Raw genomic sequence first — 16,627 nt, 5'->3', positions numbered from 1 at the left:
TTTTTTGTAATTTCGAAAAAATACTTCGCTAAAAATGACTTTTAAAAAGAATTGGAATAACTTAGAATCACTTCCTCAAAACTTAATTACTGCTAAAGAATTTGTTTATGATATTTGCGGTTTTGAATGTTCTGAACCTCAGCCTGAAAAAGAAAGTCAGGAATATGATGCTTTCGATTTCAGCATCGGCGAAAGCCAGATTAAATTTAGATCGGCTAAAATTACACCCACAAAAACAGGTCAGTTTGTAACTTTATGGAAACGCAATACAAATGGCATTATTGAACCTTTTGATTACACAGATAAAATAGATTTTGTAATTGTAAGTGTGCAGAAAGAAGATTTATTGGGGCAGTTTATTTTCCCGAAAGCTATTTTACTTAAAAAAGGCATTTTTACTACCGAAACTAAAGAAGGAATACGAGCAACAAGAGTTTATCCGCCGTGGGACGAAACAACAAGCAAACAAGCTCAAAAAACGCAGCAATGGCAGTTAGAATATTTCTTATCTATTTCTGATAATATAGATATAAACAGAGCTAAGTTTCTGTTACCAATATAAAAGGCAGTTCGATTTGAACTGCCTTTTTAAATTGATATAATCTTAATTAATTTTTCAGGATTTTGTTTTTGTAAACTACTTTATTGTTTTCGGATACAGTGTAAATGTAAAGTCCCGAATTTAAATTACGCAATGACATTACGGTTGTACTAACATCTTCATTGCTTTGAATGTCAATAGAATTTCCTAAAGCACGTCCGTTTAAATCGTAAAGTCTTAATTTAAGATTCTTACTTGCGTTTGTTTTTACAGCAAAATTAACAACATCAGATGTTGGATTTGGATATGCTTTTACGTAAAATCCGTTTTTAGTTCCAAAATCCGGTGTAGAAAGTACATCTTGTTTCAGGTTGAAACGAGCAATTACCGGTCCGTGATCTGAAGTTGTGGTCGTATAGTTTGCAATATCATTACGAGGATCGTAAACTGCAATTGACTCATTAATATATTGATCAAACAATTCGTTAGAAATTGTAATATGGTCTAAGAATCCGCCTGAACTTAAGAAACTGAAAGCGCCAGCCTGGCTGATTCCTAAAGTAAGTGCTTTATAATTATTTGTATCTGTAACAAATGACTGATATGAAGATGGCTGTCCTGCAATAACTGATACTTTTACATCGTCGTTATAGTCTCCTAAAAGGATAATGTTAGAATCTGCATAATAAGTATCTAAACTGTCTTTTAAAACCTCTACATCATATTTACGCATATTGTATTTAGAGATATCAGTTCCGCTGTTAGCACGTGCATGAAGATCTACAAATTTAATTTCATTTTTTACTCCATTAAGGTTCGTTTCTAAAGTTACCATATATGGCAAACGTCCCGAAGAAAAGAAATTACTGTTAGTTCCCGGATAATTCGCTAAAGATTTAGTTCCATTGCGTAATTCATCATAGAAATCTTTAAACATTACACGGGTATCTTTAAGAGTAGTTGTTTTTGTGTCGTAAATAACAACTAGTTTTTGAGGCGGATAGTTAGGATCTGAAGTTGAATCCCAAGAATATGACCAAGATGTAGAAACTACTTTATTAAATGATTTACCATTTACATTCATTTGTGTAATTAAATCATCGATAGCGGCGTCACTCGAAATTTCCTGAACCACATAAACATCAGCATCTAATTTATTGATCACTTTAACTGCATTTTGCATTTGTAAAGCTTTATCAGATGGACCGTAAGCAGTAGTAGGAGCGCCAAAAAACTCCATGTTGTATGTAACTACATCAAAAGTATCAGCTTTTGGAAGTGAAGAACCTGTTAAAGAACCAATTTGTTTATTTAATGAAGTTCCTGTAACTGTCAAAACTCCAGAGATTTTTAATTCTTTAGTTGTTGGAGCAAATTTTGCATAAAGCGTTTTTCCTGCTAAAGCATCTGCTGCAGAGATTACAAAGCTTGATACAAACGAAATATTATCTGCAGATATTTTGAATGAAGCCGGAGCTGTAATAGTAATATCTCCATGTCCTTCTGCTTTAAAATTAAAAGGCTGCGAATCAGAAACAGTATTTTGACTTACAACTCCAAAATCTAAAACAGGATTTGAATCTACATAACCTTGCGCATCTGTTACAGCATAATCATCAAATGACCATTCAGAAGCAAAGTTTGTTCCTCCTTGTGTGGTTTCATAAACCCAAGCCAAATAAGTATGATCAGTTTTATAAGCGTTTAACTTAATATATTGTGATTGGAAATAAGCTCCTGTAGTTGTTGGAAATTTACCATCGATCTCTGTCCATGTAGCAGTATTTGGATTACTTACACCATCATAGTCAGTAGAAACCATCAATTTTAAAGAAGGTCCTGCATAAAACTTACGAGAGTAAAAAGATAATAATGGAAATTCTCCAAAATTATTTAAACGCAATTTTGGTGAAATCAACCAGTCTTGACTTGCGCCACTTTCTGAATATCCATTCATTAAAACTGCACCGGTTCCAGAATTTACGTTTCTAGCTGTAGATGTATATATCCATTGGTTTGTCGCTCCCGCAACATTATATTGTGTCCATCCACTGTTTGTTAAAACATTAGCATCGTTAAAACCTTGTACATAAGGATTGGTTCCTATTCCTGTAAGTGTAACCGTTTTTGTTACTGTATTCGTCGATTCATGTGTTATTTGACCTGAGAAACTAGTAGCCGCATTTGGCGAAAATTTCACATAAACTGTTTGTATTGCGTTTGAGGCAAAATCAGCAGGAACAAATGTTAATGACGATGTAAATGTAATGTTGTCTTTAGAAATTGTAAAATTTGCAGAAGCAGTTAAAACTACATCGTTTGTAAGATTTTCAGCGCCAATTTGGTAGCTTTTATTTGGAGCATCCTCATAATTTGCCTGAGAATTACCCAAATCTAACGAAGTCGTCGTAGTAGTAATAGCAGGAGGATTAACACTTAATGTAGTAACATCTACTTTATTTACTGTTGCTTGTGTATTATCAAAAAGATCTTCTGAAACAGAAAAAACTGAATAGGCTGTATTTAAAGTTAATGATGTGAAACTTTTTGAATATTCCAAAGATGGATCAGTTACATTTAAGAAACCTGATTGTAAAGCCGCATTTCCAGAAGCATCCTGACCTAATTTTATTTGGGCAACTGTTGGTTGTGCACTTCCGCCTGGAAGCAATACGAAATAGGTTTTACCTGCTTCATTTATTTTATTGATAAAATCAAAACCTGTAGTTAAAACATGAGCCGTTTTTGGATAATCGGCATCTGTAACAGGTGGTGTATTGTCACTTCTAACATCTATATTATCAATTGCGAAAGATTGACGAGAACCTGAACTACCAGAGACTAGCCTTGCAATCCATCTTATTTGAACTACAGGTTGATTATCGCAGTCAGATGGTAGTGTAACACTTTTTTTTGTAGTAATATTATCTAATGGCGTAGTAACTGTTGTAGTCTGCTGTGTTGTACTGTTATTAGAATATGCAGTAGAAGGCAAAGTTATGAAAGGTCCAGTTGTCCCAACACGATATTGTAAGGCAACTTCTTGCAAACGATTATTTGTTGATCCATCAAAAACATTACGTATTACCATAATATCGTATTGAACCCTAATAGTAGTAGTATTGATACTTGAAAATGCAAAACCAATTGAAAAATCTGCACTAGTGGTATTTAAAAAACCTATTTTACCATTATAGTTATGAATATTTCCACTATTAGTATTTGCAGTACTGTTAGCTATTAAAGCTCTGTCGCCAGCTAAAGCCGTGCTGTAAGTTGCTGTGTTCTGACTTGAACTTACTAGCCAGCCCTGAAAACCAGCCGGATAAGCAGTTGCATTTGCCGCTAATCCATCAAAATTCTGAGAATAAGGTAAAGATTGAGCTGCAGGCATTGTCTGTGCACTTAGCGCCGAGTAATAAAAAAAAACTAAAAAAGTCATTAAATGACGAAAAGAGTAATTGTTTTTCATACGTTTTGAAATAGAGTTTTTAGAATTCAAATTTATCTTGTTTAAAGTTAAGAGAATATTGTAAAAACATAAATTTATTGTAAGGTATTTTATAAACATACGTCAGAAAAAATCAGAATTTTAGCGTTTAATTTTCATTATTCTTAAGTATAATGCGTTTTCAACGATTTTTCTATTAAATAAATTTTTCTATTTGATTCATTATATTTAGTAAGAATTTTATTAAAATAAGTTTTGTGAAAATAAAAAAAGCCGTCTTCAATGAGACAGCTTTTCGTAAATTATTTAGTACAGAAATTAAATTGCCGTGTAACCTCCATCGGCAATAATATAACTTCCTGTTGTGAAAGAAGATTTTTCAGAACTTAAAAAAGTTACCAGTTCGGCAATTTCTTCTGCGGTTCCTAAACGGTTCATGGGTGCTTTTGCTGCAACAGCATTCATGGCATCATTATTCATATTATCCTTTAGAAGTGCCGTTTCGATATAACCCGGACCAACAGCATTACAACGAATATTTTTTAAAGCATATTCGGCAGCAATATTTTTGGTTAAACCTACAACTCCATGTTTAGAAGCCGTATAAGCAGGACTTAACGGTGCAGCAACCTGACCGTGAATAGAAGCAATGTTTACGATACTTCCCCCGCCATTTTTTTCCATTTGTTCTAATTGATAACGGCAGGCATAAAACACACCGCTTAAATTAAGTGCAATAACACGATCCCACGCTTCCGGCTCATATTCTCCGGTTGGTTTCGCTGGTCCGCCCATTCCAGCGTTATTGCAGGCAATATCAAGTCGGCCGTATTTTGAAACTACAACCTCAACCATGTGCTTATTATCGCTTGCGCTCGACGAATCTCCTTTTACAAAAAAGGCTTCTCCGCCACTATCCTTTATAACTTTTACAGTTTCTTCACCGTGTTCCACATTAATATCCGAAATTACAACTTTTGCTCCTTCTCGAGCGTAAGCTTCTGCCACTGCGCGTCCAATTCCTGATCCGCCGCCAGATACAAAAGCTACTTTGTTTTCTAAAAGTGCCATTTTATTAAGTATTTAAAATTTGTACTTTAAATTTACGAAGATATCGGGCGCCAGCCATGAGAAAAACCGAGTTTAAAATAAGATTAAGATTTTATCACAATCAAATGTTATTTTACATTAAAATCACGCAAATCCGTTTATTTTTTCTTATTTAATTATCTTCATCTAGTTTCATATTCCCACGGTCTTTATGGTTATCCGGATGCGAATTTGGATAACGATTGGACGTAATATCAGAATTTCGGTCTTTGTTCTCTACCGTTTTTTTGGCTTCTTCTTCAGATGAAACCCCTCGGTTTGCATTTGGATTATTCGGATTTACATCATCTTTAGTTTTTTTAATATCCTCGTTTTCATTTCGAGCTCTTTCAACAACTTTTTTGTTTCCTTCTTCGTCTGTTACAACCTCTTTTTTTAAGTTAGCATCATCTGCTTTTCCATCGTGAGAAATATTTTTTCCTTTCGTTTCATCAATATCCTTTTGTACTCCATTTATCTTTTTAGAGCCTAAATTATTAGTTTCCATAATTTTATTATTTTGAGTTTCTATCTTAATATTACAAATTTTAAATTTTAGAAAGAAATGGTTTAACATTGCTTTTGGTTAAAAGCCATCAATCTTTCATAATTTATTATCTTTATTTACAATATTTTACGATTTTAACTTAAATCTGATATTATGAATTTCTTTAAAATGAAAACCAGCTGGTCGAATGCCGAATTTATTTTGATTAAACTTTGCATGGCTTCTGTTTATATTTTAGCAGGAAGTTATTTTCATGAATTTTTCGAAAACTATTATGCTGTTTTAATTGTCATATTTGCTGTTACTGCAATTTGGTTTGTTTACCAATGGCTGAAAAAAATGAAAGCTCAAAAGCACTAATTCGTTTTAGTTTTTAAGAAAGAAACTATCTTTGCAAAAAATTAAAAATGCACAGACACTTCATTCTCTTTAAACCATACGGCTATTTAAGCCAATTTATTTATGAATTGAAGAGAAAGAAAAAGCTTCTGGGCGAACTATATGATTTTCCCGAAGGCACAATGGCTATTGGAAGACTTGATGAAGATTCTGAAGGTTTACTTTTACTAACTACTGACGGAAATATGAGCGAATTGGTTCGCAGCAAAAAAGTAGAGAAAGAATATTATGTTCAGGTTGATGGTGTTATTACTCCTGAAGCTATTGAAAAACTTCAAAATGGAGTTGAAATTGGTCTTGACGGAGGTAAATATAAAACCAAACGCTGTAAAGCATCTCTTGTTGCCCAGATTCCTGATTTTGGTTTAAGAGCCAAAAAAATAAGAGATGAACGCCATGGCCCTACTTCATGGGCATCTATTACTGTAAATGAAGGAAAGTTTCGTCAGGTTCGAAAAATGACTGCTGCAGTTGGTTTTCCTACACTGCGTTTAGTTCGGGTTCGAATAGGAAATGTATATTTGCAAAACTTAAAAGCCGGAGAAGTCCGCGAAGTGAATGACTTTGAATTAGATAATTAATTTAAAGAAACTTTTAACTTATAATTCATAATTCTAAAAAAATGCTAAACGTAGTTCTTGTAGAACCAGAAATACCAAATAATACCGGAAACATAGGCAGATTGTGCGTAGGTACAGAAAGCAGACTTCATTTAATTCATCCGTTTGGATTTGTAATTAACGACAAAAACCTAAAACGCTCAGGACTGGATTACTGGGTGCATCTTGATGTAACAGAATATCAAAATGTTGATGAATGGGTTGCACAGATTCCTGATCACTCAAGAGTATTTTTAATGAGTTCTCATTCTGAAAAGTCGTATTTAGAAAATGAATTTCAGGATGGCGACTGGCTGGTTTTTGGAAAAGAAAGCGTTGGTTTAAGCAAAGAATTTATGGCAAGGTTCGAAAATCATTTAACGATTCCTATGTCACCGCTTATTCGCTCATTTAATATTGCCAATTCTGTTGCTTTTGTTGTTGGTGAAGCTAAAAGACAAATAGCGCTTAAAAGAGGTTAATCTGGTTTATTGTTTATTGTTTATTGTTTATTGTTTGTTACAAAAATTAAGTTACAATAAATTTTCCTTTTTCGGCGTCAAAAATAATATGTTCGTCTTTAAATAATGCAGAGAAACTCCCGTTTGAAATTAAATTACAAGGTTCATCCTGAACTATATTTTCCGGAGTCATAACAATCATTTCATCGCTAAGCTGAATCGCTAAGTCAATATCGTGTGTTGAAAACAAAATACATTTCTGCGTTTCCTGAGTCAGCTTTTTTAGCAATTTGAAAAGTGAAACTTTGTGCAGTAAATCTAAATGTGTGGTAGGTTCGTCTAAAATAATCAGCGGTGTGTCTTGTGCCAAAGCTCGGGCAATTAAAACTTTTTGCAATTGTCCGTCGCTTATTTCAAAGTGTTTTTTTTGAGAAAGATGTTCGATTTGTGTTAACTGCATCGCTTCCTGCACTTTTTCTATATCAGTATTTGTTAAAGTACCCACCCAGTTTGTATACGGCTGACGCCCTAGCGCCACTAATTCGAAAACCGAAAGATTACTTGGAGGTAATTTCTCTGTTAAAACCAAACTCAGATTCTGTGCTAAATCTAAAGGTTTGTAAGCCGAAATATTTTTATCATTTAAATAAACACTGCCTGATATTGGATGCTGAATTCCGGTAATAGTTCTCAGTAAAGTCGATTTTCCAATTCCGTTTGCTCCAATTAAAGAAATAAGTTTTCCTGATTTTAAATCTAAATTCAAATTCTCAGCAATAGTCACAACGCCTTTCTTGGATTTATATCCAATATTTAAATTTGAGGTTTTTAAAATGGTTGTCATTTTTTAAAGGTTCTAAGTTACTGAGATTCTAAGCTGCTAAGTTTTATTTTCTTCCACAGATTTTTTAATCATTTTCATCCTTTAATCTGTGACAGAAAAATTATTGAAAATTTCGTTTCCTTACTAAAAGCCAAATTACAACCGGAGCACCAATTATAGAAGTTATAGCATTTATAGGAAGTGTAACATCTAATCCCGGCATTTGAGAAACAATATCACAAAACAACATTATAATAGATCCAAAAAACAAAGTACTCCAAAACAAAATCGTATGATTGCTGGTTTGAAAAGTAAGCTTTGCAATATGCGGCACGGCTAAACCTATAAAAGCGATTGGACCGGCAAATGCTGTAATAGCTCCAGACAAAATGCTGGTTGCAAATATGATAATCAGTCTGGCTCTGTTAAAATTCAAACCCATGCTTTTGGCGTAGTTTTCTCCTAACAGCAATGCGTTTAAAGGCTTAATACTTTTAGCACTTAAAAGCAATCCAATTATAACACAAAAAGCCAAAATTATGATGGTAGGCCAGGAAAGATTCCCAAGACTTCCCATAGACCAAAAGGTAAATTTCTGAAGCTGTTCTGCTGTACTAAAATAAGTCAGCACGCTGACAATTGCCGTTGTAAAACTTCCAAACATTAACCCTACAATTAAAATGGCCATTGTATCTCGCAATCTTTGAGAAACCACCAAAACAAGCAATAAAACTAATGTGCTTCCTAAAGTAGATGCAATTACAATTCCGTATGATGAAAGTGCAATTACACTTAAAAAAGAAGGAAGAAATCCAGCTCCTAAAATTACAAAAGCAACTCCAAGACTGGCACCGGAACTTAATCCTAAAACATACGGACCAGCAAGTGGATTTCTAAATAATGTCTGCATTAAAAGGCCGCTTATTGAAAGTCCTGTTCCCACCAAAACTGCCGTAATAGCTTTTGGCAGACGATAATTTATAATAATATATTCCCAGGTTGATTTTGCTGCGTGTCCTCCCGTTAAACTGGAAAAAACATCTTTAAGCGGAATTGTAACTGATCCTAAACTAATGCTTGCAAAAAACATCAGTAAAAGACCCAAAGTCAAAACAGCAAATAAAATGGTATTTCGTTTTTTGTCTGCCAATTTAATTCAGTTTTGATGCAAAAGTAAACTCATAACCTGTAAGCAGATCCGGATGAAAAATTTTGATATAATCTTTTAAAACTAAATCCGGACGGCTTGGCGCCAATTCGTAATAAACCGTTCCTCCTGTTGCTCCTAATTTACCTTCAAAACTATATACATTTTTATTTTTAAAAGCATCAAATTCTCCATAATGCGGATTTGCTTTTTGAAGTTCTTCCAGATTTTTAAACGATCCCGAAGCAATCCATACATCTGCCGTTTTTGCTTTATCCAGCACTTTTTCAAAAGACAAACCTTCGCTCCCTGTTCCTTTTAAATCTGCCCATAAATAGCTGGCATGAGCATCTTTCATAAACTCAGCAACCCAGCTGTTTCCTTTTGCTACATACCAAACATCTTCGTACATAGAACCGTATAAAACTTTTGATGCAGAAGGTTTATCAAGAACTAATTTCTGCGCTTGTTTGTAACTGTCGGCAATTTTATCAAACAGTTCTTTTGCTTTTTCTTCTTTACCAAATAAAGCGCCGTAAAGTTTTATCCATTCTGCTTTTCCAAGCGGAGATTGTTCCATCCAGTCTCCCTGAATTAAAACATTTAAACCGCTTTTCTTTAAATTGTCCAGCATTGGATTGTTATTGTCAACTCCAAAAGTTACAATCAAGTCCGGCGATAATTCTATTAATTGTTCTATGTTTAATTTTTCGTTTTGCCCAACGTTTTTTACTGCACCTTTATCGATTAACGCTCTTGTTTTTTCTGATGAAATATAATCCGTATGCGGAAAACCTGTCAGTTTGTTTTCAACTTCCAGCATTTCTAAAAACGGAATATTGGTTGTTGAGGTAACAACAACTGATTCTAAAGGAACCTGAATTGTGGTATATGATGAAAGACTATCCGGAACTTTGGCCTCTTTTTCTTTTAAAACGTATTTGAAATCTTTATTAGAGTTTGGCCACGGATTTGAAACCGTTACTATTGAATAATCGTCGTACTTAACAATAGAAAGTCCAGATGCATATTCGATGCTGTTTTTTACTGCTTCTGATTTTGTTACTTCGCTCGTTTCGTTCTTCTTACATCCGAAGAGAATAAAAAAAGAAGAAATAAAAATCAGTTTAGGGAATAAATGTCTCATATTTTACGTTTTCAATAGGAACAAAGGTAAAGCATTTTATATTTTTTTTACTTACCTTTATTCTTACAAAAACAAGAAAACTGTATCATAACATTTATGAATAGCCAAAAAACAAAAATTTGCTCTGGCTGCGAATCTGAATTCAGCTGCGGAGATATTTCGGTTGAAAATAAATGCTGGTGTAATAATTACCCTCCAATTTTCAATCTTTCTGATGGAGGCGACTGTCTGTGTCCTGTTTGTTTTAAAGAAGCCTGCGAAGACAAAATAGATGCTTATGTAGAAACTGTTACTCCTAAAAATGCTTATAAAAATAAAGCCATATCTTTACCCAAAACAGAAACTTTAATAGAAGGAATTGACTATTATATTGAAAATGGCAATATGGTTTTTAAAACGTGGTTTCATTTAAAACGAGGCACTTGCTGTGAAAACAGCTGCCGACATTGTCCTTATAAATAATATTTGCTCTGGTATTTTCTTACTATTTTTAGTCTGCTGTGTGCGTTAGGGACAGAAGCGGCATCCTTTTATTTTTTTCTTTAAAAAATAAAAGATACAGCGGATGGCCCGACCGAAGGGAACGCCATTATTATTTACCAAATACGACTAACCATTACAAAATGATTTACCTAATTACGGGAGGCGAAAGATCTGGAAAAAGCAGTTATGCACAGCATTTGGCATTACAGCTTTCTGATTCTCCAATATATGTGGCAACGGCCAGAAAATGGGATTCAGATTTTCAAAACCGAATTGACCGTCATCAACAGGAAAGGGATGAACGCTGGACGAATACTGAAAAAGAAAAATTTTTAAGTGAAATTGATTTCTCCGGAAAAATTGCTCTCATTGACTGTGTTACTCTTTGGCTTACTAACTTTTTTGTTGACAATAATAATGATGTAAACTTAAGTCTGGAAGAAGCCAAAAAAGAATTTCTTTTAATCGCAAATCAGGAAAGTGCAACGCTGATTATAGTGACCAATGAAATTGGTATGGGCGTACATGCCGCAACAGAAATTGGCAGAAAATTTACAGAACTGCAAGGCTGGATGAATCAGTTTCTGGCATCAAAAGCAGATGAAGTTATTTTGATGGTTTCTGGAATTCCGGTTAAAATAAAAGGAGAAAATTCCAAAATTTAAATTCCAAATTCCAATATCGTGGAGTATCTTTACGTAAACTCTAAAATTGATTTTGAATTTTGCTATTGAAATTGATTTTGGAATTTGGAATTTAAAAAAATTGGAATTTAAATGAATTTAGATGATATATTAAAATCACGTCGTGACACTCGTCATTTTACTGCCGATGAGGTTCCTGATGAAGTAATTCAGAAAGCTTTGCAGGCCGGACATTGGGCGCCGTCTGTGGGCCTAACTGATGCAACACGATATTATATCATAAAATCGGATGAGATTAAAAGTGCTGTTAAAAATCTATTTTTAGATTATAATAAAAAGGCTGAAGAACTTACCGATAATCCGGAACAGAAAGAACTTTATAAATCGCTGAAACTCGAAGCAATTGAGGAAGCGCCTGTTGGACTTATAATTGCTTACGACCGCTCTGTTCTCAATCAATTTACTATTGGCACAATTGGCAGTAATGAAGCTGTTAAATTCAGTACCGTTTGTGCCGCTCAGAATATCTGGCTTTCACTGACTGAACAGGGTTACGGAATGGGCTGGGTTTCAATTCTTAATTATTTTCAATTTAAAAAATTACTTGATTTACCAGAAAATATAGAACCGCTGGGCTATTTCTGCATTGGAAAACCTGCTACAAATTACGGTAATCAGCCTATGCTGCAGCAATTGCACTGGAAGCAAAAATCTGAAAAAGCGCATTGCACCGAAATCAATTCGATTCATAAAATAAATGTTTCTGATTTTGATTTAAAATCTCAAAACAAAACTGAAATTCAAAATGATTTCAGTCAGGCTTTACAAGAAAAAATAGATTCTAAAACAAAACCTGTTGGTTCATTGGGAACTCTGGAATCGCTTGCTTTTCAAATGGCAACGGTTTTTGAAACTCTGAATCCTAAAATAATAAATCCAAATATTGTGGTTTTTGCTGCAGATCACGGAATTGCTAATCATGGCGTAAGTGATTATCCACAAGATGTAACACGTCAAATGGTGAATAATTTTCTGGAAGGCGGCGCGGCAATAAATGTTTTTTGCAGACAAAATGATATTCAATTATCAATTGTCGATTCTGGAGTAAATTATGATTTTCCAACAAATGCGAAATTAATTAATGCTAAAATTGCAAAAGGAACGCAGTCTTTTCTGCATACGGCCGCAATGAGCGAAACAGAATTGAAATTGTGTTTTGAAAAAGGAAAATCAATTGTTAAAGATATTGCTAAGACAGGTTCTAACTGCATTGGTTTTGGTGAAATGGGAATTGGAAATACCTCTACAGCATCGGTTTTAATGAGTCTTATTACTGGTTTTTCTCTTGAAGACTGTGTTGGAAAAGGCACAGGAATTAATGAGCAGAAACTTCTGGAAAAACAAAACATTCTAAAAAAAGCAATTGAAAATTATTCTGGTCAGAACAAATTAGAAAATCATCTCTCCTATTTTGGAGGTTTCGAAATTATACAAATGGCCAGCGGAATGCTCGCTGCCTTTGAAAACAAAATGCTGATTCTTGTTGATGGTTTTATTTGTACTGTGGCTTATTTAATCGCTTTTAAAATAAATCCTGATATTCAAAAAAATGCTGTTTTCTGTCATTGTTCTGCCGAAAAAGCACATTTTAAATTATTGGATTATTTAAAAGCAAAACCTGTTTTAAATTTAGATTTGCGTCTTGGAGAAGGTACAGGCTGTGCCGTTGCTTTTCCGGTTTTAAAATCAGCAGAGGCATTTTTAAATGAAATGGCGAGTTTTGAAAGTGCCGGAGTCAGCAGGAAATAGATTTAGTATTCAGTCTCAGTATTTCTAGTAATCAATATATTTTTTCAAATCGGTCTCTTTAAATGAAAAAAGAACTTCATATTTTCTTTACCTGTTTAATGTTTTACACTCGGATTCCCTGTCCGGAAAATATTAATCATGATCCTGAATATTTAAACAAAGCAACAAGATATTTTCCATTTATTGGCTGGATTGTGGGAACCATTTCATTTTTATCTTTCTATATTTTTTCACTTTTTCTTTCTATAGAAACGGCTGTAATTTTTGCTATTATAACATCTGTTTTAACAACCGGAGCTTTTCATGAAGATGGATTTGCAGATGTCTGCGACGGATTTGGCGGCGGATGGACTAAGGAAAAAATTCTCATAATTATGAAAGACAGCGCCATTGGTGCTTATGGCGCAATTGGTTTAGTTTTACTTTTTCTGGTAAAATTCAAACTGCTTTCAGAATCTATATCGCTTTTTACAACCGATAATTATATTTTAATTTATCTCTTATTTATTTCCGCTCATTCTGTAAGTCGTTTAGCTGCGATCAGCATTATTTTTACACATGAATATTCGCGTGATGATGCTTCGAGTAAAAGCAAACCGATTGCTAAAAATCATAGTTGGAAAGAAGTTCTTGGTTCTTTTTTCTTCGGAATAATTCCTTTGGGTATATTTTCTTTTTTTTATCTAAAAGCTCTTCTTGTTTTGATTCCGGTTTTTATTACCCGATATTTTTTAGCACGTTACTTTCAAAAATGGATTGATGGTTACACAGGCGATTGTCTGGGAGCGACACAACAGATTTGTGAGGTGATTTATTATTTAAGTATACTTTTTATATGGAAATTTATCTAGTCCGCCATACTGAAACAATTTGCGAAAAAGGCGTTTGTTACGGACAATCTGACGTAGACATTGCTGAGCCTTTTGAGGAAATTTTCAAAAGAATTATTTCAGAACTGCCACGCAACGCTGTTATTTTTACGAGTCCGTTAAAACGCTGTGCAATTTTAGCAAAACACATTCAAAAAAATAATAATGCCATTTCTTACCAGGAAGACGATCGTTTAAAAGAAATGAATTTTGGCGATTGGGAATTAAAAAACTGGGATGATATTTCGCCGGAAGAATTAAATCCATGGATGGAAGATTTTGTAAATATTAGAGCTTCAAACGGAGAATCTTTTACAGAATTACATGAAAGAACAAGACAATTTTTATCTGATGAAATTTCAAAAATACAGCAGCCTGTCATTATTGTTGCTCATGCCGGCATCATTAGAAGTATTATATGTCATCAAACTTCACTGCCTTTAAAAGAGGCATTTAAAAACAAAATCGATTTTGGAGAAATCATAAGAATTGAACTATAATTTGTAACTTTAGTTAAGTAATTGATTCTAAAAACGAAACATATTTGAATTATCAACATATTTAACTTTATATTTGCAGCAAATTAAGGTTGTGTTATTGTAACACATTAAAAGAGAATCAAGTAAAAATCTTGAGCTGTACCCGCAACTGTAAGCTTTGTTCTAGAAAAGAATGTTTGTTGTAACTGCAAAACCACTGCTCGCCGCGGCGAATGGGAAGGTAAACAACAAAACGCAAGCCAGGAGACCTGCCTTTGTAACAAATATCGAGCTCTCGGGAAAAAGAGTTTAGAAATTATGACTTTAAGATTGCGTTTTGTTTTTTTTCTTTTGATGTTGTGCCAATTTATTTCGGCGCAGAGTGATTCTATTAAGCTCAAAGAAGTTGTAGTTTCTGATTCCAATCTTAAGAAATATTCGTCTTCACAATCGGTTCAGGTTTTAAATGATTCAATTCTTGAAAAAAACCAGCCTTCTTTAACTTCTCTTTTAAATTTTAATACTGTTATTTATTTCAAAGAAAATGGACTTGGAATGACTTCTGCTCCATCGTTTAGAGGAACAACCGGCGCACAAACTGCTGTTATTTGGAATGGAATAAATATAAATTCGCAATTTTTAGGTCAGGCAGATTTTAATACCATTGGCACCCGTGACTTTAATTCAATAACTGTAAAAGCCGGAGGAGGAAGTGTTTTATACGGAAGCAGTGCCATAGGCGGCAGTATTCACCTTAATAATGATTTAAGTTTTAAAAATGAATTCTCAAATCATGTCTTTTTTAGCGCAGGGAGTTACAATACGTACAGTGCAAACTATCGTACTGTAGTTTCATCAGACAAATACAGTTTACAGGTTAGTATTTCAAGAAATAGTTCTGATAATGATTTTAAATATCCGGGCAATTCAAACGAAAGAAATAGTAATGGAGAATATTATAACACGAGTATGAATACTACTTTTGGTTATAAAATAAATTCTAATAACACGATAAAAGCTTATAGTCAGTTTTACGATTCAGAACGTCACTTTTCTCTAACTTCACCCAATGCATCAAAAACTAAATATCAGGATTTTAACACCCGAAATTTATTAGAATGGGAAAGCTTTTTAGGACGTTTTACTTCTAAACTTCGAGCAGCTCATATTGGCGAATCTTATAAATATTTCTCTAATATTAATTCAAAAAACTTTACTTACGGAAAAGTCGAAACTTCGATCATCAAATATGATCTGGCTTTTGATGTAAATGACAAAATAAAGCTAAACTCGATTGTAGATTACAGCCGAAACAAAGGATATGGCTCTAGTATTGATAACGTTAAAAGAGAAGTTGGTTCTGCCAGTTTACTATTACGCCATTTATTAAGTGAAAAATGGGATTATAACGCCAGCATTCGTCAGGAAATAACAGACAATTATGGTAATCCTTTTCTTTTCTCATTTGGAACAAGATATCAATTTACAGACTTTTATCGCATAAAGTTAAATGCATCGAAGAATTTCAGGATGCCAACTTATAATGATTTGTTCTGGGAAGGAAGCGGTAATCCAAATCTAAAACCAGAAACATCTTATCAGGCTGAAATTGGCAATGAATTTTTTAGAAAAAACTTCTCTTTATCTGTTACTGGTTATTATAATTCTATTAAAGATTTATTACGCTGGGTACCGCAAGAAGGCGGCGGAGATTTATGGCTTCCTGAAAACACAGACAACGTTAGAGCTTACGGCGCTGAAGTTCTTGTAGAATGGAAACCAAAAATCGGCGAAAACCATTTAACCTTTAACGGAACTTACGCTTACACGATTTCAGAAAGCAAACAGTTGATTAAAAACCAATTAATCTACAAACAATTAATTTATGTTCCGTATCATAAATTAACAGGTTCTGCTGCTTACAACTGGAAAAAATTGTCTTCTTATTTTCAATACTTATATACTGGAGAAGTTTACAGTACTCCTTTTAACACACCTTCTGCAAGAGTTAAAGATTATAATGTTGCAAATATGGGGGCTGATTATGATTTTGGAACAAAAAACAGTTACAAGATTGGATTTCAGGTTTTGAATCTGTTTAATGAAAATTATCAGCCCGTGATTAGCAGACAAATGCCCGGAAGAAATTATACTATATACATAAACCTTAATTTTTAA

Annotated in this window: 16 protein-coding genes and 1 riboswitch; of the genes, 10 read left to right on the top strand and 6 right to left on the bottom strand. The window is 33.7% G+C overall.

Features of this window, described 5'->3' with window-relative positions; translation table 11 throughout:
* Positions 1-34 precede the first annotated feature (34 nt).
* Positions 35-562: a MepB family protein gene (locus tag ABD859_RS21175; RefSeq protein ID WP_345146694.1), complete on the top strand. Its 528-nt coding sequence runs from the start codon at positions 35-37 to the stop codon at positions 560-562.
* Between the two features lie 46 nt (positions 563-608).
* On the opposite strand, the gene ABD859_RS21170 is transcribed toward ABD859_RS21175, so the two are convergent.
* From ABD859_RS21170 to ABD859_RS21160, 3 genes are all read right to left on the bottom strand, one after another.
* Positions 609-4,013 carry a T9SS-dependent choice-of-anchor J family protein gene (locus ABD859_RS21170; RefSeq protein WP_345146693.1) on the bottom strand — a complete coding sequence of 1,135 codons (3,405 nt, stop codon included), beginning with the start codon at positions 4,011-4,013 and terminating at the stop codon, positions 609-611.
* Positions 4,014-4,310: 297 nt separating this feature from the next.
* Entirely contained in the window at positions 4,311-5,063 is a 753-nt protein-coding gene (locus ABD859_RS21165) for an SDR family NAD(P)-dependent oxidoreductase (RefSeq protein WP_345146692.1), read from the bottom strand.
* 151 nt (positions 5,064-5,214) lie between these two features.
* Positions 5,215-5,589: a hypothetical protein gene (locus tag ABD859_RS21160; protein ID WP_345146691.1), complete on the bottom strand. Its 375-nt coding sequence runs from the start codon at positions 5,587-5,589 to the stop codon at positions 5,215-5,217.
* Between the two features lie 153 nt (positions 5,590-5,742).
* On the opposite strand from ABD859_RS21160, the gene ABD859_RS21155 reads away from it, so the two are divergent.
* Genes ABD859_RS21155 through ABD859_RS21145 form a run of 3 tightly spaced genes read left to right on the top strand, consistent with a single transcriptional unit; the run spans position 5,743 to position 7,069 of the window.
* Complete coding sequence (locus ABD859_RS21155; RefSeq protein ID WP_345146689.1) at positions 5,743-5,949, top strand: hypothetical protein; 207 nt, start codon at positions 5,743-5,745, stop codon at positions 5,947-5,949.
* A 47-nt stretch (positions 5,950-5,996) separates the two neighbouring features.
* Entirely contained in the window at positions 5,997-6,569 is a 573-nt protein-coding gene (locus ABD859_RS21150; protein ID WP_345146687.1) for a pseudouridine synthase, read from the top strand.
* Positions 6,570-6,610: 41 nt separating this feature from the next.
* Entirely contained in the window at positions 6,611-7,069 is a 459-nt protein-coding gene (locus ABD859_RS21145; protein WP_345146685.1) for a tRNA (cytidine(34)-2'-O)-methyltransferase, read from the top strand.
* A 46-nt stretch (positions 7,070-7,115) separates the two neighbouring features.
* On the opposite strand, the gene ABD859_RS21140 is transcribed toward ABD859_RS21145, so the two are convergent.
* From ABD859_RS21140 to ABD859_RS21130, 3 genes are all read right to left on the bottom strand, one after another.
* Positions 7,116-7,892: an ABC transporter ATP-binding protein gene (locus tag ABD859_RS21140; protein ID WP_345146684.1), complete on the bottom strand. Its 777-nt coding sequence runs from the start codon at positions 7,890-7,892 to the stop codon at positions 7,116-7,118.
* A 100-nt stretch (positions 7,893-7,992) separates the two neighbouring features.
* Positions 7,993-9,021, bottom strand: coding sequence for a FecCD family ABC transporter permease (locus tag ABD859_RS21135; protein ID WP_425554262.1), 1,029 nt, complete (start codon positions 9,019-9,021; stop codon positions 7,993-7,995).
* Between the two features lies 1 nt (position 9,022).
* Positions 9,023-10,165, bottom strand: coding sequence for an ABC transporter substrate-binding protein (locus ABD859_RS21130; RefSeq protein WP_345146683.1), 1,143 nt, complete (start codon positions 10,163-10,165; stop codon positions 9,023-9,025).
* A 96-nt stretch (positions 10,166-10,261) separates the two neighbouring features.
* Between ABD859_RS21130 and ABD859_RS21125 the strand changes: the two genes are divergently transcribed.
* The 6 genes from ABD859_RS21125 (at position 10,262) to ABD859_RS21100 (ending at position 16,627) form a co-directional block, all read left to right on the top strand.
* On the top strand, positions 10,262-10,627 hold the full coding sequence (locus tag ABD859_RS21125) for a C1orf53 family protein (protein ID WP_345146682.1): 366 nt from the start codon (positions 10,262-10,264) through the stop codon (positions 10,625-10,627).
* A gap of 161 nt (positions 10,628-10,788) precedes the next feature.
* The gene (cobU, locus tag ABD859_RS21120) at positions 10,789-11,313 is read left to right on the top strand and encodes a bifunctional adenosylcobinamide kinase/adenosylcobinamide-phosphate guanylyltransferase (RefSeq protein WP_345146681.1); all 525 of its coding nucleotides are present in this window, start codon (positions 10,789-10,791) and stop codon (positions 11,311-11,313) included.
* A 111-nt stretch (positions 11,314-11,424) separates the two neighbouring features.
* Positions 11,425-13,101, top strand: a complete 1,677-nt coding sequence (cobT, locus tag ABD859_RS21115; RefSeq protein ID WP_345146679.1) for a nicotinate-nucleotide--dimethylbenzimidazole phosphoribosyltransferase — start codon at positions 11,425-11,427, stop codon at positions 13,099-13,101.
* Positions 13,102-13,163: 62 nt separating this feature from the next.
* Positions 13,164-13,952, top strand: a complete 789-nt coding sequence (locus tag ABD859_RS21110; protein WP_345146678.1) for an adenosylcobinamide-GDP ribazoletransferase — start codon at positions 13,164-13,166, stop codon at positions 13,950-13,952.
* Positions 13,937-14,470, top strand: coding sequence for an alpha-ribazole phosphatase (cobC, locus tag ABD859_RS21105; protein WP_345146677.1), 534 nt, complete (start codon positions 13,937-13,939; stop codon positions 14,468-14,470). The genes ABD859_RS21110 and cobC overlap by 16 nt, the downstream gene beginning before the upstream one ends.
* 69 nt (positions 14,471-14,539) lie before the next feature.
* Positions 14,540-14,740: riboswitch (cobalamin riboswitch) on the top strand.
* 27 nt (positions 14,741-14,767) lie between these two features.
* Positions 14,768-16,627 carry a TonB-dependent receptor plug domain-containing protein gene (locus tag ABD859_RS21100; protein ID WP_345146676.1) on the top strand — a complete coding sequence of 620 codons (1,860 nt, stop codon included), beginning with the start codon at positions 14,768-14,770 and terminating at the stop codon, positions 16,625-16,627.

It is taken from the genome of Flavobacterium ginsengiterrae (genome assembly GCF_039539785.1).
Taxonomy (GTDB): Bacteria; Bacteroidota; Bacteroidia; order Flavobacteriales; family Flavobacteriaceae; genus Flavobacterium; species Flavobacterium ginsengiterrae.
The sequence above is the reverse complement of the archived record's forward strand: the minus strand, read 5'-3'. Positions and strand labels throughout refer to the sequence as shown.

Bases quoted from the DNA above. Each gene is read 5' to 3' on its own strand.
- ABD859_RS21125 (WP_345146682.1), top strand. From the start codon at position 10,262: ATGAATAGCCAAAAAACAAAAATTTGCTCTGGCTGCGAATCTGAATTC.
- ABD859_RS21165 (WP_345146692.1), bottom strand. From the start codon at position 5,063: ATGGCACTTTTAGAAAACAAAGTAGCTTTTGTATCTGGCGGCGGATCA.
- ABD859_RS21150 (WP_345146687.1), top strand. From the start codon at position 5,997: ATGCACAGACACTTCATTCTCTTTAAACCATACGGCTATTTAAGCCAA.
- ABD859_RS21140 (WP_345146684.1), bottom strand. From the start codon at position 7,892: ATGACAACCATTTTAAAAACCTCAAATTTAAATATTGGATATAAATCC.
- ABD859_RS21160 (WP_345146691.1), bottom strand. From the start codon at position 5,589: ATGGAAACTAATAATTTAGGCTCTAAAAAGATAAATGGAGTACAAAAG.
- ABD859_RS21170 (WP_345146693.1), bottom strand. From the start codon at position 4,013: ATGAAAAACAATTACTCTTTTCGTCATTTAATGACTTTTTTAGTTTTT.
- ABD859_RS21145 (WP_345146685.1), top strand. From the start codon at position 6,611: ATGCTAAACGTAGTTCTTGTAGAACCAGAAATACCAAATAATACCGGA.
- ABD859_RS21155 (WP_345146689.1), top strand. From the start codon at position 5,743: ATGAATTTCTTTAAAATGAAAACCAGCTGGTCGAATGCCGAATTTATT.
- cobU (WP_345146681.1), top strand. From the start codon at position 10,789: ATGATTTACCTAATTACGGGAGGCGAAAGATCTGGAAAAAGCAGTTAT.
- ABD859_RS21130 (WP_345146683.1), bottom strand. From the start codon at position 10,165: ATGAGACATTTATTCCCTAAACTGATTTTTATTTCTTCTTTTTTTATT.
- ABD859_RS21110 (WP_345146678.1), top strand. From the start codon at position 13,164: ATGAAAAAAGAACTTCATATTTTCTTTACCTGTTTAATGTTTTACACT.
- ABD859_RS21100 (WP_345146676.1), top strand. From the start codon at position 14,768: ATGACTTTAAGATTGCGTTTTGTTTTTTTTCTTTTGATGTTGTGCCAA.
- cobC (WP_345146677.1), top strand. From the start codon at position 13,937: ATGGAAATTTATCTAGTCCGCCATACTGAAACAATTTGCGAAAAAGGC.
- ABD859_RS21175 (WP_345146694.1), top strand. From the start codon at position 35: ATGACTTTTAAAAAGAATTGGAATAACTTAGAATCACTTCCTCAAAAC.
- cobT (WP_345146679.1), top strand. From the start codon at position 11,425: ATGAATTTAGATGATATATTAAAATCACGTCGTGACACTCGTCATTTT.